This window comes from Trueperella sp. LYQ143, from assembly GCF_046599595.1.
Lineage (GTDB): Bacteria > Actinomycetota > Actinomycetes > Actinomycetales > Actinomycetaceae > Trueperella.
The window spans coordinates 13837-28957 of record NZ_JBKIWR010000019.1 but is presented as its reverse complement, the minus strand read 5'-3'; the positions used below and the strand labels follow the sequence as shown (position 1 = coordinate 28957).

The following is a 15121-nucleotide window of genomic DNA, read 5'->3' as shown; positions in this document are numbered from 1 at the left end:
TCAGTGGGACGAGGAATAAATGACGACGGGTGGGGCACTGCCCATACCGAGCACCCCACCCGCCTATCAATATGTGATAGCGATTCGCACTATCTGCCGTTAGCGTTACTCAGCGCGTCGGGCAAGATTACGCAATACGTACTGCAAGATACCCCCATTGCGGAAGTAATCCGCTTCTCCAGGCGTGTCAATGCGAACGACAGCGTCGAATTCCGTAACGCCTCCGTCTGCTGCCGTAGCCCGAACGTGAACCGTCTTTGGCGTGCGCCCCTCATTCAACTCCGTTATGCCGGTGATGTCGAAGGTTTCCGTACCGTCTAGACCAAGCGAATCGGCATTCTGACCGGCTGGGAACTGCAGAGGCAACACACCCATTCCAATGAGGTTAGAACGGTGAATCCGCTCGAAGGACTCCGTAATAACTGCCTTCACCCCGAGCAAAGCAGTGCCCTTTGCCGCCCAATCGCGCGAAGAACCAGATCCGTATTCCTTGCCAGCGAGGACGATAAGTGGCACTCCTGCCTGCTGATATTCCTGGGAGGCATCGTAGATGGCTTCCTGATTGCCTGTGAGGAAGTTCTTCGTGAATCCGCCTTCAACTCCGTCGAGAAGCTGGTTACGCAGTCGGATATTTGCAAAGGTTCCACGAATCATTACCTCGTGGTTGCCTCGACGTGATCCATAAGAGTTGAAATCCTTACGATCGATTCCATGCTCGGTTAGGTATCGGCCAGCCGGAGAATCTGGCTTGATAGCACCAGCCGGAGAGATATGGTCGGTGGTGACCGAATCCCCAAGTTTAGCAAGCACCCGCGCACCGGAAATATCACTGAGCGGGGTGAGCTCCATCGTCATGCCGTCAAAGTACGGTGGCTTACGCACATAGGTAGAGTTTCCGTCCCATTCGAAGGTAGACCCTTGCGGAGTTTCCAGTGCTCGCCAACGCTCATCACCAGCAAAGACGTTAGAATACGAGGATTCAAACATTTCGCGGGATACAGATTCATCGATCACGGCCTGAACCTGCTCAGCATCTGGCCAAATATCTGCTAGGTAAACATCGTTACCATCAGGATCCTGACCGAGCGGCTCGCGTTCAAAATCGAAATCCATCGTGCCGGCCAAAGCATAGGCGATCACCAGAGGCGGGGAGGCCAGATAGTTCATCTTGACGTCCGGGTTAATCCGACCTTCAAAGTTTCGATTTCCAGATAGGACGGAGACGACAGCCAGATCATTGGCGTTGACGGCATCTGAGACTTCTTGCGGCAGTGGGCCAGAGTTTCCAATACAGGTGGTACATCCGTAGCCGACGAGATTGAAGCCTAAGGCATTGAGATCTGGCCACAGACCCGCTTTCTCGTAGTAGTCCGTCACGACCTGTGATCCGGGGGCCATTGAGGTCTTGACCCACGGCTTCGGCTTCAACCCGCGAGCATTGGCATTGCGAGCTAGCAGGGCGGCGGCCATCATCACCGACGGATTCGAGGTGTTCGTACACGAGGTGATGGAGGCAATAGCTACCGCACCATGATCGAGTTCCGTCTGGGTACCGTCAGCCAGAGTGACCGGCGTGCGGCGATGTGCTCGGGAATCTGTGGTATCTCCCCCGCAGCCGCATGAGCTTTGCTCAGGTGCCGGAGCATACGTCGGTAAAACATCTCGGAAAGACTCTTTGGCCTTTGCCAGTTCAATACGATCTTGTGGGCGCTTCGGGCCTGCAATTGAGGGCACGACGGTAGATAGATCCAGCTCCAAATATTCAGAGTATTCGACTTCTACTGACGGATCATGCCACAAGCCTTGGGTCTTGCAGTATGCCTCTACTAAAGCAATATCCTCTTCAGAGCGTCCAGTCAGGCGCAGGTAATCCAAGGTGACGTCATCAATCGGGAAGATCGCCGCTGTGGAGCCAAATTCTGGGGACATATTGCCGATAGTGGCGCGATTAGCCAGTGGCACTGCTCCCACGCCGTCACCGTAGAATTCAACGAATTTGCCGACAACTCCGTGTTCGCGCAGCATCTGAGTGATCGTCAAAACCACGTCAGTTGCTGTGGAGCCAGGTGGGATTGATCCGGTGAGTTTGAAGCCGACAACCCGTGGAATCAGCATGGAAACCGGCTGGCCCAACATGGCCGCCTCGGCTTCGATGCCGCCCACTCCCCAGCCGAGAACGCCTAGGCCATTGACCATCGTCGTATGGGAATCGGTCCCCACACAGGTATCGGGATAAGCCTGGAGGACGCCATTATTTTCCTGCGCCATCGTCACTCGGGCGAGGTATTCGATGTTGACCTGGTGGACGATACCCGTCCCTGGGGGAACGACTTTGAAATTCTCAAAGGCCGTCTGCCCCCAGCGCAGGAACTGGTAGCGTTCCTGGTTGCGCTGGTATTCGATGTCCATGTTCTGCTCGTAGGCTCGTGGAGTGCCGAATACGTCAATCTGGACCGAATGATCTATGACGAGTTCTGCCGGATTAAGGGGGTTGATGGTATCTGGATCGCCACCAAGATCTGTCACAGCTTCGCGCATAGTGGCAAGATCAACTACGCAGGGAACGCCGGTGAAGTCTTGCATAACGACGCGAGCCGGAGTGAACTGAATCTCATGCTCAGGCTCTGCCGCTGGATCCCAGCTAGCTAAGGCGGTAATCTGCTGGGCTGTTACGTTTGCACCATCTTCGGTACGCAACAAATTCTCTGCCAAAATCTTGAGCGAGTATGGCAGCTTTTCGGTGCCTGATACGGCATCGAGCCGGAAGATTTCGTAGGTCCGACCCGCAACTTCGAGGGTCGATTTCGCCGCGAAACTATCGATGCTCATTTCTCTCCAATCACGCGATTATCTTGACATCAAGATACCAGTTGGCAGTGGTCATGTCTATCACTTATGGAAAGAAGCGTGTTTACCGTAACCGGCGAAGCACACTCACAATTTCCACATGATGGGTGTGCGGGAAAATATCGTAAGCGACAATGCTTTCGAGATATCTCCCACATGAGAGTAATTCTGCCACGTCTCGGGCCATTGACGCAGGATCACAGGAAACTAACACCACATGTTCAGCCGGACACCGTGCTAATTCACCCGCTATTCCCACGCCTAAACCGCTGCGGGACGGATCAGCAATCACCACCTCGGCATCAGCGACTAGATCAGATAAGCCCACCTCTAAGCGTTGGCAATGCGCCTGCGCCCAGGGGTAGGCGCGTAGATTCTCTCGAGCATCCGTAACGGCCTGCTCTGCTCCTTCATACGTGTGCAGCACCCCGCGCTCTCCAAGGCGCACAGCAATCGGCACAGAAAACAGCCCCGAACCGGAATACAGCTCCACCACATTCATCTCGGGCTCAATACCCGCTGGGGCGAGCACTGCCTCCATTAACGCCTCTGGCGCATGGTGATGGACCTGCCAGAAGTTACGTGCATGAACTCGATACGTCACATCCCCATAACGGGTATGTACCGCCTCAGTAATATGCGTATGAGCTCGCTTCCCCGGAGCGCTAAACACCTCATCCCCCACGCATAGCACGGGATCCCCCAGTGCCGGCTGAACCGCGCGAACTCGCATCTTCGTCGGAATATCCGTATCCCATGCCGCCCCAAACAGATCTAGTGAATCCAGGCGAGAATCCGCCATCGGCATATGCGCAATAGGAGTCACATCGTGCGAGCGCTCTAAGGTCATCCCCATCCCCGTCGGGCACTTCGTCAGATCAATACGAGTACGTGTATGCCAACCGTCACCATCGTCTACTGCTAACACTGGCACGCCCGAAGAACCAATCTGTTCGCGCAGCCGAGCGCCCCCAATACGATCAATGACGTGATCGATAACCTGAGATTTTAATTGCCGCTGATAGGAGATCTCGATGTGCGAAAAATCTGCCGCACCAGTTACTCCCACCGCACCCTGCGCCCAGAACGGAATACGACGATGCGGGCTAGGCGTATAGACGTCAACAACATTCGCTTCCCAATAGGCCCGCTTTTTCTTCGTGACCTGGACCTCGACGTCTTCGCCAGGAATCGCACCGCGCACAAACATCACGCGCCCCTGCGTTCCCATCGTCTCCTCGTCTGCCGCTAACCGAGCAACGCACACCCCGCCGTGGCCAATATCCCCTACTGTTACGCGCACGTCACTCCCCCTGACCACGCAGACGGTACGGAACCTCGCACACTGTCACACCTGGTTCAAACCGCAAATCGTTGATAATCCGCGGCGTGGAATGTCGAACAAAGAATTGCTCCCACGACCCTGTGGCAATCACACGCGGAATAAAAACCGTCACAACATCCCCCGGATGTAGCCGCAATCGCTCGCGGACGTAAGCAATAACCGGACGGCGCACCGCCCCTTTCGGCTCTCCCAAAATAGTCAGATCAACCGGCACTTGCGCCTGCTGCCAGGCCTGGCGAATTTGACGGGTCTGAGTGGGATCAACATCGACGCAGACTGCGGTGAGCGAAGAAAAGCGGAAAGAACGCGCCCACGTCACCGCACGCAACGAGGCTTGATCCACTCGATCAATGAGAACAACACCGTGAACTCGGGTCGGCAATGGGGTCAAACTCCCCCGATTTGCTAATTCCAAACGAGTATTCACCTTGCGCTGCCCCCGCGAATAGACCAGTAAGAACAACACCGGAACACACAGCGAGACGATCCCGGAAGCCGCCCAGAACGGTTGGGCATAACACACGGCTGCCAGCACCACCAGGCTCAGCACAAAGAAACCGCGAAATACCCACGTCAGGGCAATTGCCCGATGGCGTTTGCTCGCATCCGTAGATTCGTTGAGGATCGCCTTTGACCGCGAAATCATTGCCACTGCAGTAAAAGCCTGCATGATAAAGACGGTAAAGACGAATACCACCGCATGAGAGCGCGTCGAGTCCAAAACGAAAGTCACCGCTGCTGCCAGCAAGCCAATAAGTGCCACAATCATACGACGCGGACGCACCGCATCTTTTGCCGCCAAACGACGCGGCAGCAAACCGTCAATTGCTAATTCTCGCAACAGACGTGGCAACTGGCGATAGGCTGAATAAGCCGCCAGCAAGCCTAAAACGATGTAGAGCACCACCAATACGATTTGACCAGCTCGCCCAAAGAAAGCAACCGCCATTGACAAAGAGGGAATCGCCACACGACGACCAGGCATACGCAATGCCGTAACGAAATATAGCGTCACCGCAATCAATATGACTGCCGGAACCATTGCCTTTAGTAAGGTGCGCGGAACAATGCGCCGATGATCGTGCGGGCTGAGGATACGTTCTGAGACGAAAATCGTCACCGCTCCAACCATCGCCCCACCGAGAGCTGCCTCCACGAAAGGATGGTAGCGCCCCATATTCACCTGCGTATTTAACGCATTTTCCCGAGCCGAGCGAATCTCTTCAAAGTTCACTCCCCCGACGAGCTCCTGGATCATGGCATATCCCAGAACAATACTCAGCCCCAGCAGCGCGAGAAAGCTCAAGATAATGATCGGTCGCGTATGCAAAGCCAACCGCCCGCTGAATACGATCACCGCAATCGCAATGATGATCGCTGGCTCAATAGCAATAGACCACGAGACGTTGACAACAGAGTTAAATGAGGTGACGGCGATTTCCACCCCCAGAATAATGATGAGGGCATAGCCGAGAATACGGGCTGCCGACACAATCAATCCGGCCCAATGGTCGATATGGCGCTCAGCAAGCTGATGTGAGGAACGACGCGGGACTTCTGTAAACAGCAAACGCACAGAGATCATGCTCATCGCGAGGGAAATCACGGCAGCAAAAAAACCGATAGCCATTGCTGGCCCAGCTACCGAATATGACACGGCGCGCAGGATAATTTGCGGCACCATGACGGTACATAATGCGATAACCGCTACCGAGGTCGATCGGGATACAGAACGGACCTTATCGGCACCTAACACCACTGAACGGAATTTTGACACATGTTTTAGGTTACGCTTTATTGCCGATTGCGGTAGCGTCTGTAGCGTGCATTTTGTCATTATGGGCTGCGGCCGTGTCGGCTCAGCACTCGCAACGAATCTCGTCGATCGCGGACACTCCGTATCCGTCATCGACCAAAACCCTGTCGCTTTCAACCGTCTTCCCGACGATTTCCCCGGCCAACAGGTCACCGGCCTCGGATTTGACCGCGGTGCTCTGCGGCAAGCCGGAATAGAAGATGCCTTTGCTTTTGCCGCGGTATCGAACGGAGATAACTCAAATATCATTGCGGCGCGAGTAGTTCGCGAACTCTACGGTGTCGAACGTGTCGTCGCACGTATCTACGACTCCTCGCGCGCCAGTATCTATCAACGGATGGGAATTTCCGTCGTCGCTCCAGCAGCGTGGACTGCCGATCAGGTAATGCGCAATCTCATCCCGATTGGCCCGCACGTGGAGCACGTCGATTCGGCAACAGGCGCCGCCCTGTTCTATGTAGACGTCGATCCGTCCTGGTACGGCAAGAATATTGCCACTATTGAACGCCTCGCAGGTGCGCGCGTCGCATATCTGACTCGCAACGTCAAACTCGTGGTGCCACATGCCGATAGCGTGCTACAAGATGGGGATGAATTGCGTTTTATTGCCCCGCTGGCTAAAGCCACGGCAATCCAGCGAACTATGAACCACCCCTGTGAGAAGGAGACGCTGTGAAGCTCGTTATCGCTGGAGCCGGATCCGTCGGCCGCTCTATCGCCCGATCCATGATCGAACAAGGACACGACGTAGTACTCATTGACCACAAGCCAGAGGGCATGCGCGTTGCCTCCGTTCCTGAGGCTGATTGGATCATGGGCGACGCCTGTGAGCTATCAGTGCTCAATACGGCCGGAGTTGATGACGCCGACGTCGTTGTTGCCACCACTGGCGATGATAAAGCCAATCTCGTTATGTCTTTGCTGTGCAAAACTGAATTCGGCGTACCCCGAGTGATCGCTCGCGTCTCAAATCCGGCGAATACTTGGTTATTTGACGAGACATGGGGGGTCGATGTCGCAGTTTCCACTCCGCAGATCATGTCTGAGATCATTGAGGAATCCATTTCAACTGGTCGCATTGTGCGCCGGTTACGCCTTGACGCAAACGCCTACCTTTACCAGGGAACCGTCCACCCACGAGCCGTGATGGTGGGCAAGATGCTCAGCGAGATCGAGTTTCATCCAGATATTGTCATGTGTGCGATTATTCGTGACGAGATCCCTATTACCGCCACCCCAGATGTCACAATCGAGGGTGAGGATCACCTCATGTTTATTGTGCGCGGCTATCAGCTTAACGATCACGAGCAACGCGAAGCACGCCAGGAGGCCCTGCAGCAGATGCGGGAACTGCTAAATGCCGCCACACCGACTAATGTTGCTGCCCCTGAGGTACCGAACGAACCATCAGCCACGTAAACCAGGCAACCAAGGCAAATAACGGCATCCCCATGAAGAGACGGGCGATGCCGAGAGCTTGGGTGGCATGGGCGAGATATAACGGCCCTTGAACGGCAATACGCACCAGGAAAAGCAAGAGCCACATCCATGTGACCTGATAGTAGCGCCGACGCAAAACGCGTTGCGCCGGATCTGTGCGCCACGCCGTGCCTTCTGAGCGTAAAAACCCAATGAGGACGCCTAAGGCTGGCCAGCGAATCAGAAGTGAAAGGGCGAGGGCAATCCCGTAGCCGATATTCGTCAGCAAACCTGTAACGAAGAAATTAGCCGATTGACCGCTCTTCCATGCGATCACCGCAGAAACCGCAATCGCAATGAGCCCACCAATGGCAGGTAGCACCGTAATACGCTGGATAGCGCGCACCACGATTCCGGCTACTGCTGCCCCGACGGAAACCAGCAAGCATAGGGCCAGGGAGCAGCGGCACGCATACATGATGAGGAAGATAAGAGTCGGCACGGAGGATTCAATAATCCCCCGCCATCCACCAAGCGCATCGAGAACATGGAAATCTTCCGCTAAAGCCGCTCGTATGCCGGTGCTCTGCTCACTCATCGCGCTCCTCGACAACCCGAAATACTGGATTGAAAACCGTGGGTACCCCATGTACCCGTTGCAATGCCCCTCGCACCCGAACTTTGCTGCCAATATCGAGGCAATGTAGATCGCGACGAGACATGAAATACAGCACGACGATCTCGCTACCAATCTGAAGATGGACTAGCACCCGTGGCGTCTGCCCGATTCCCGGATAGGTAATCGAGCGAACCACGCCCGTCGCGCTGATCCGACGGGTCATGAGCGTTCGCGCTTAGCCGGTTGCGGAACGGATAGTGGAAGGAGCTCCCGTGGCGGATGTGGACTCTGCCCGCGCGCCACCACAACCTGACGAACGATCTCCAGCAGCTCGTGGGCTGCCTCATCGTCCCCACCGGCCTTGCCGTACAGGGTAGCGCGCAGTAGCCAACGTGGACCGTCAATACCGATGAATCTGTGTGGGGCGAGAGAGGTGCTATCCGGAACGGGCATCCGAGCGTGCAATTCTGGCCCGAACTCCCCCTCAACTACCTGCGAGGTTCCCCCTTGGCTCGCGATGGAGGTCATAATATCCCCGCGAACCGCATCCCATAACCCGCGCGAACGCGGTGCCGCAAAAGCCTGAATTTGCAGCGCAGATCCGTCGATGGCATAAACCAGACCTAGTAGCTGGCCGGTACGCCGATCCCCCGTGAACTGCACTTGAGCCTCAGGGATCAACGGGATCCACAGCGATCCAGCATCGAGGCGTTCGCCGATCCCATCCACCTCAGACTCATCGAATGGACCATTCGCCCGCACACCGAGATCATGTTCTGCGGATTGTGCCAACTGATCGCGCACCAGATCTGCTTGTGTCAAATCTTGCGCTGCCTGCCCGTTACGGGGCGCGTCATCACCGGAATTCGTCTTACGCGAAAACCAACCCATACTCAGCACCTCTTAGCAAGGACGTCAGGATGCGCAATCGGCGCACACTGGCAATCCATTTTCTTCATAGGCAAGCTGGGAACGATGATGCACTAAAAAGCACTGCGAGCAGGTAAATTCATCATCTTGCGCCGGAATGACTGCCACGGAAAGTTCTTGATCCGATAAATCCGCACCCGGGAGCTCGAAACCTTCAGCAGCTTCAACCTCGTCTTCATCGACTGAGCTGGACTGATGATCCGTATTACGAGCCTTCAGTTGCGTGAGCGAATCTTCTTTCAGATCTTCGTCTTGCTTACGTGGCGCATCGTAGTCTGTAGCCATGAGTTAACTCCCAATAGACAATGTTCACCGTCTTTGTACCAAAGGTTGCCGATTTATACAAGGTGAGACGATGAATCTCGCGAGTCGGACGTCACAATGGCCGGCAGAAACTCAAACACGCCCGAAAGATCCGCTGACAAATTGTGCTATTAATGGCACTCTGGAGAGGAACGCCGAGGAGGACACATGGTGGAGTTAGAGCTGTTAGGTTTGCAAGACAATGGGATGCTTGCACTGAACGACTCCGAGGGTAATCGCTATCTTCTCCCTATCACCGATAAATTGCGTGCCGCTTTGCGCACAGATATTGAGGTAACAGACGCCGCGGAGCCTCACCCAATGAGTATTCGGGAGGTTCAGGCGCATATCCGCGCTGGCTTATCCGTCACCGAAGTGTCCGAAATCTCTTCCTATCCGGCTTCGCGTGTTGCATCCCTGGCGAACCCTATTATTCGGGAGCGGATGTACACCGCAGAAATGGCCAGAGGATTTCGCCAAGGGCGGGAATTGGGCGATATGACGTTAGAGGAGCTGGTGGTATCTCGACTGGTTGCCCGCGATGTCGCAGAATCCGATATTTCCTGGGACGCCTACCGCAAGGAAGAAGAACCGTGGATGCTTGTGGCCCGCTATATATGTGGCGATAAGGAGCACACCGCCTTGTGGCGAGTCAATCTTCGTTCCCGCACAGTCAACGCAGCAAATGACGAAGCTATCTGGCTGACCGAAACACAAATTCCTGCTCCCACTTCACCGTGGCGCCCCGTCAATACTCCGGCTATGAGTGCCGATTCCGGCGATGATGCCCGCGGTCGGCGTAAATTGCACACCGCTATCGATGCCCATCCCGCAGCAGCCGGAACGCCGGTTGATATTGACCTCATGTTGGATGCGTTGAATTCTCGTCGTGGCACTGCCCAGCCCATGCCATTTCTGACGGATCCCTCTGCGCCTTCTCCTGCGTCACACAATGAGACGAGCAGTTCTGCCGAATCCTCCGCAGGTGCCGATATTCTCAGTTTCCCGACGATGGGGAGCACAACTGGGGTGGGGCATGCCATTTCTGGATCGTCTGCGCTGCAGGATTCCTATGAGAACGATTCGCCAAGCGATACCCCGGATTCCGCGTTAGCTGCTGACGCCACCTCAGGAGCATCTATCTCAGGGGAAAATGATGATGCACATCGCGTTGGGCCGCGCGCCGTCACCGCAATCAGTGTGCCATCAGTATCTTCGCCAGAGGCCTCCTCGCATAACACCGAACCTGCAGTAAAAGCTGATTCTGCTTCCTCTGCGCCGGAATCAGCCGAGGAAGCCTTGCCTGGTTTAGATGTCGTCGCGCCAGAAAAGACGAAGAAGCCCGCAAAGAAACGCCGCTCCCGTCCAGCCCTGCCGACCTTTGATGAAATCGTCTATGGGCAAGCACGCTCAGATCGCGAGGATCGCTAGCATCGCTTCGTTTAGGGAACGCTAGGTTTTCTCCGCCATATTGATTGCGTTTTGTGCGTTCTCTTTCCAGGGGATTTTCTTTTCTGTTTCTTCCTTTTGCAGTTTTCCTCCGAGTGGTTACGTCTACTTCACTCGCGTATTCCGTTCGCCTGATGAGCCCTACCTAGTTAATATCCCTGCCTAGCTGCTGCCACGCGTATTTTCCCTCTCACCGTCTTCCCTCTCACCGTCTTCCCTCTCACCATCTTCCCTCTCACCATCTTCCTGGGCACTACCGCGAAAATATCTCGAAACAATATTCATTTTCTGTAATTTTTCGAGGCAGTTTCCGACATTAGATATGCACCAAAACCGAACACATTTCAGGTGTGACTACACTCATTCTTTCACAGGATTCACAACCGCTTTGAACTGCGACTTTTCCGCAATATAAAGCGAATAATTCAACACTATCGCGGTTGTTGATTTCCGTGTTTTCTCGTATGATGAGATGAACAGTTTTCCACTTTATCCACGTTCGGTGAGTAAGGCTGACACACATGGTTGTTTTTTCTTCAGGTAGCGAGCAGAGTATGTCCACGTCATATTTCGTTCGCCGCGCTGGAATTTTCGGACTCGTTAGTGCATTAATGCTCAGCGGCTCGGTATTTGGCATGGGTCAAGCCCCTGCTCACGCTGCCGAGCCCACAGTCGAGCCACTGACGGCGCAAAGCGCACAAAAGATTGTCGATGGCGAGGTGCATTGGTGCGGTAACGACCGCAACGGCCTCGTTGATCGTCTCCTCGTCAATCACGCTCCGCTCCAACCCGATGCAGATGATGATGGCGATGGTATTGCTAACAAAGACGAGTTAGGTACATTCACAAAAGACGGCGAGCTGTGTTACGCCTACACCTCACATCCGCTTCTTGCCGATACCGATGGTGATGGAATCACTGATAAAGCCGACGCTCATCCGCTTATGTGGGATGTGCAAACTCGCGACGCTATCATGTTCCAGCGAGTTGCTTATCGTGACGATATCTACCTGCGCAATCTCTTTGATCCCGCCTCCAATTACTCGGAAAAGGATTGGTACGAAGATAACTCCGAATATGGAGTCATGCGTCTGGAGCTCACTCCTTACTGGGATGTCGTCAAAACCTGGCACAACCAAAAGGATTCCTTCGACGCCCAGCTATATGCTTTCAGCAACAAGCTCTATCCCTTCTTACAGGGCAACTCCACACACATGGTTGCCATCCGCGGAACTGACGGGAATAAAGGCGATCTCGGTAGCGATGCCGCTTTGGCCTTGGGCGCATGGCCGAGACAAGGATACGACGCCCAAAACCTTGCCGATGAGATCTTCAGCAACCGCTACCCGAATGTCTACGTTACCGGCCACTCTCTCGGTGGTTTCTTAACGCAGATCTTTACCGTTCGATCCCTGGGCGAAAAATATGGCTCGCCGGTGTACCACAAGAATTTCAAAGACTATCGGATTGACGAACCAGGGCAAAAGTACAACTCCGAGTTCCGTCGGGCTTATACCTTCAACGCCCCGAAAATTCGATGCACCTCATCCGATTGGATGTGCGCCTATCAGGCGGTTGGCGACGTCATCACCCAAGAAATGGGATCATTGCACTATCGCACGGCTAACGATTCCGTTACGAATATTACCGGCGCATTTGAAGGTGCAAAGACCTTAGATAGCTCAGCTAACGGTCACGGTTCCAAATCTTTCTTTGAAGATAAATACATTGATATTGACGGATTTAGCGTTGGAAAGCGCCGCGGTTTTGATAAGGGTCAAGGATACCAAGATCCCAATATTGCACATGCTGGCATGATCGCTCTGACGACGGTCGAGCTGCGTACCCAAGACGGTAAAACCGTTTCGAAGAAGGCGCTCGCAAAAACGGCAGATGAACTCAAAGCGCTCTCCCCAAGCACCTATCTTGGCGATTACACGCCGGTAGGCGAGGTTGCTCCCCTGCAGGTTGGTGAGCACCGCGTTATCGTCGTCCAGGAACGAGCCTATCCGGTGACGTACGTCTTCACTGATGGTAATCAAGAGGTAGCTCGCAATGAATACATGGTGAAAGTCGGTAGCCAATTCACCCCTCCGGAACTGCCTAAGAGCACCAACCCTGATTACTCCTACAGCTACAGTGGCAACTTGCCAACGCCAGACACCGCCACGCTGAATGCTCCGCAAACCTATACGATCCGACTCAATCGAGTTCCTATTTATTACACGACCTACGTCAAACTCGTTGAAGCCGGAACAACGGTCGCAGAGTACGCCATTCAATCAAAGCCTTCTGAGGGATCAACACCCATCGTTCTCGATGATTCCAAGCTCCCGCAGGGGTATCAATACGTCGGGACTCCCGGAAAGTTGACGGCAAATACCGTCAACACTATTGCCGTGGAGAAAAAGAAGTACCAGGTTACTTTCGTCTATCAAGATGAAAACGGCAAAGAGCTAAAGACTGATCAGATCACTGTAACGCACGGATCGGACGCCAAATACGATCTCGTTCTTCCCGATGGATATGGCGTCAGTAAAGACGCAACAGTTACCATGCCGAAGAACGTCACCAAGGATGAGCGCGTCATTATTCCGTGCTCCCCAACGGCAGCCGAAAAAGTAACTGTGACGATTCGATACGTCGATGCCCTCACAAAGACGCAAATCGGCGATATTATCACCTTCCAACAGGCCGCCGGATCTATTATCACTGTGCCAGCCGAACTGCCGGCACACCCACAAGCAAGCGAACACAGATATTACGTTGTCGATCCTGACTATCAGCTCCCAGATAAGCCAGTGTATGGCGATACCGCCGTGCAGATTCCGCTGCGCACAGGTATTGCTGCAAGCAACATCTCCGCCGAGACGAAACCGACTCGCCACCACGTGGCTGTGGTCTACCGAGATGGCGACCGCGATATCTCCACAGATCAATTCGACCTGCCGTATGGGGCACACATTCCGGTAGCTGCACCAGCCAGTAATAGCGGCAACTACAGCTACGAGGATAAATACAACCATCTCAGCGTTCGCAGTTCTGAGACAATCGTTGTTCCCCTCACGTTCACGCCTTATACCTACACCGTCACCGTGAAGTACATGTATGGGGCAACGGAAGTTCCCAGCACTAATAATGCTCCTCAGAGTGTGCGACACGGGGAAAAGGCTCTCATCACGGTTCCTGATCCGGATACCTACCAGGTAGATCCGCAATGGGTGAATCCAGAGATTACCGCTTCTCAAGTACTGAGTGTGCCACTAGTAAAGAAAGCTCAACCTGCACCGGATACCCCACAGCCGGTTGTGACGCAGTATCGAGTTGCCGTCACCTACGTCTATCACGGGCAAAAGGTGGGAACCGAGAACATTATGGTTGCTTCTGGCGGTCAACCGGCTTACACCTTGCCCTCGTATCCCAACGAGATAGGCAATCCAGAGCAGTATTTCTATACACTGCCGATGGATTACGAATATCCGACGATCACGTCCGATACGGAACTCACCGTTCCCCTCGAACTGACTCGGGTTATTGAGCCGCGTTTCTCCGCTAAAACGCTCGTCGATGGTGTATCGGCTGTTGCGGCAGAGTCAGGGTCACAGCCGCAGGCTGAAATATCCGTTGCCGGTGGAACGCACCAGATCGACGCTGACCTGAGCTACTACGATCTCGCTGCGGGTGAGAAGTATCGCGTTGTCACCCGTCTTGAACGGATTAATCCTGATGGCTCGACCACCGCAGCTACCCGAGTAGATACCGATGGTCAATCACGGGAAATCGTCATCACGGCCTGCTATATCGCCGGTACCGCCGACGCTACAGCCTCGACTCCAAACACCGCCGTCCCCTGCGATACTGATAACAGTGCCGGCTCTGGTAGTCGCGAGGATGATCCTGGAGTGATCGCCCATAACACGGTTGCCGGCTCCTGGAAAGTCACTCTTGGCAGCCTTAACATTGAACCAGGTCGCTACCTGTTAGCTCATCACATCATCACGGATATTGACGCTGACGTGACACCGCGTGAGCAGTGGATGAGCGTGGCAGATACGAAGAATCGCTGGCTGACGTTCAACGTCACTCCGGCAACGGCACCGGCAGTTATTCCGGCGACGCCGCAACCAGTTACACCGCCAGCTACTCCCGCTACTCTTCCAGCCGCGGTACATCGTGGGGCTGCTGCGTTGCCGTTAACCGGCACTCAGCTACCGATCGGTTTAGCCGTAATGCTCACGCTCAGCGGCATTGCGCTGGCTATCCTTAGCCGCCGGCACCGTTCATAGCCGCATTTCCGCTAAGTGGGGTGTGAGGAACGGATTATCTGTTTCTCACACCCCATTCTTATCCTCACTGGAAAATACATCGGGTAGCAAACTCTTCTGATACCGCG

General features: G+C 54.4%; 11 protein-coding genes. 4 read left to right on the top strand and 7 right to left on the bottom strand.

Annotation, left to right across the window (positions count from 1 at the left end):
• Positions 1-105: 105 nt before the first annotated feature.
• The 3 genes from acnA to ACLHIL_RS07725 all read right to left on the bottom strand — a co-directional run bounded on the left by acnA (position 106) and on the right by ACLHIL_RS07725 (position 5969).
• On the bottom strand, positions 106-2829 hold the full coding sequence (gene acnA, locus ACLHIL_RS07735) for an aconitate hydratase AcnA (protein WP_411297388.1): 2724 nt from the start codon (positions 2827-2829) through the stop codon (positions 106-108).
• An 82-nt stretch (positions 2830-2911) separates the two neighbouring features.
• On the bottom strand, positions 2912-4150 hold the full coding sequence (locus tag ACLHIL_RS07730; protein ID WP_411297386.1) for a class I SAM-dependent RNA methyltransferase: 1239 nt from the start codon (positions 4148-4150) through the stop codon (positions 2912-2914).
• 1 nt (position 4151) lies between these two features.
• Positions 4152-5969 (bottom strand): hypothetical protein, encoded by a 1818-nt coding sequence (locus tag ACLHIL_RS07725; protein WP_411297384.1) that lies wholly within the window; start codon positions 5967-5969, stop codon positions 4152-4154.
• Positions 5970-6015: 46 nt separating this feature from the next.
• Here ACLHIL_RS07725 and ACLHIL_RS07720 point away from each other — a divergent pair, with 46 nt between their 5' ends.
• A complete protein-coding gene (locus ACLHIL_RS07720; RefSeq protein WP_411297383.1) occupies positions 6016-6684 on the top strand; it encodes a potassium channel family protein in 669 nt (222 codons plus the stop codon).
• Positions 6681-7427 carry a potassium channel family protein gene (locus ACLHIL_RS07715; RefSeq protein WP_411297382.1) on the top strand — a complete coding sequence of 249 codons (747 nt, stop codon included), beginning with the start codon at positions 6681-6683 and terminating at the stop codon, positions 7425-7427. Before ACLHIL_RS07720 ends, ACLHIL_RS07715 begins: the two co-directional genes overlap by 4 nt.
• Here ACLHIL_RS07715 and ACLHIL_RS07710 read toward each other — a convergent pair.
• Genes ACLHIL_RS07710 through ACLHIL_RS07695 form a run of 4 tightly spaced genes read right to left on the bottom strand, consistent with a single transcriptional unit; the run spans position 7381 to position 9261 of the window.
• Positions 7381-8025 (bottom strand): DUF3159 domain-containing protein, encoded by a 645-nt coding sequence (locus ACLHIL_RS07710; RefSeq protein ID WP_411297381.1) that lies wholly within the window; start codon positions 8023-8025, stop codon positions 7381-7383. The genes ACLHIL_RS07715 and ACLHIL_RS07710 overlap by 47 nt on opposite strands.
• A complete protein-coding gene (locus ACLHIL_RS07705; protein ID WP_411297380.1) occupies positions 8018-8269 on the bottom strand; it encodes a hypothetical protein in 252 nt (83 codons plus the stop codon). The genes ACLHIL_RS07710 and ACLHIL_RS07705 overlap by 8 nt, the downstream gene beginning before the upstream one ends.
• Positions 8266-8937 (bottom strand): DUF3710 domain-containing protein, encoded by a 672-nt coding sequence (locus ACLHIL_RS07700; protein ID WP_411297379.1) that lies wholly within the window; start codon positions 8935-8937, stop codon positions 8266-8268. The genes ACLHIL_RS07705 and ACLHIL_RS07700 overlap by 4 nt, the downstream gene beginning before the upstream one ends.
• A 24-nt stretch (positions 8938-8961) precedes the next feature.
• Complete coding sequence (locus ACLHIL_RS07695) at positions 8962-9261, bottom strand: DUF4193 domain-containing protein (protein WP_411297378.1); 300 nt, start codon at positions 9259-9261, stop codon at positions 8962-8964.
• 186 nt (positions 9262-9447) lie between these two features.
• Here ACLHIL_RS07695 and sepH point away from each other — a divergent pair, with 186 nt between their 5' ends.
• The gene (sepH, locus tag ACLHIL_RS07690) at positions 9448-10710 is read left to right on the top strand and encodes a septation protein SepH (protein ID WP_411297377.1); all 1263 of its coding nucleotides are present in this window, start codon (positions 9448-9450) and stop codon (positions 10708-10710) included.
• Positions 10711-11249: 539 nt separating this feature from the next.
• Positions 11250-15014, top strand: a complete 3765-nt coding sequence (locus ACLHIL_RS07685; RefSeq protein ID WP_411297376.1) for a hypothetical protein — start codon at positions 11250-11252, stop codon at positions 15012-15014.
• The last annotated feature ends 107 nt before the right edge of the window (positions 15015-15121 follow it).

What these genes read in the sequence shown, in the direction of transcription:
- ACLHIL_RS07695 (WP_411297378.1), bottom strand. Translation starts at nt 9,261, where the DNA reads ATGGCTACAGACTACGATGCGCCACGTAAGCAAGACGAAGATCTGAAA.
- ACLHIL_RS07705 (WP_411297380.1), bottom strand. Translation starts at nt 8,269, where the DNA reads ATGACCCGTCGGATCAGCGCGACGGGCGTGGTTCGCTCGATTACCTAT.
- ACLHIL_RS07710 (WP_411297381.1), bottom strand. Translation starts at nt 8,025, where the DNA reads ATGAGTGAGCAGAGCACCGGCATACGAGCGGCTTTAGCGGAAGATTTC.
- ACLHIL_RS07685 (WP_411297376.1), top strand. Translation starts at nt 11,250, where the DNA reads ATGGTTGTTTTTTCTTCAGGTAGCGAGCAGAGTATGTCCACGTCATAT.
- sepH (WP_411297377.1), top strand. Translation starts at nt 9,448, where the DNA reads ATGGTGGAGTTAGAGCTGTTAGGTTTGCAAGACAATGGGATGCTTGCA.
- acnA (WP_411297388.1), bottom strand. Translation starts at nt 2,829, where the DNA reads ATGAGCATCGATAGTTTCGCGGCGAAATCGACCCTCGAAGTTGCGGGT.
- ACLHIL_RS07700 (WP_411297379.1), bottom strand. Translation starts at nt 8,937, where the DNA reads ATGGGTTGGTTTTCGCGTAAGACGAATTCCGGTGATGACGCGCCCCGT.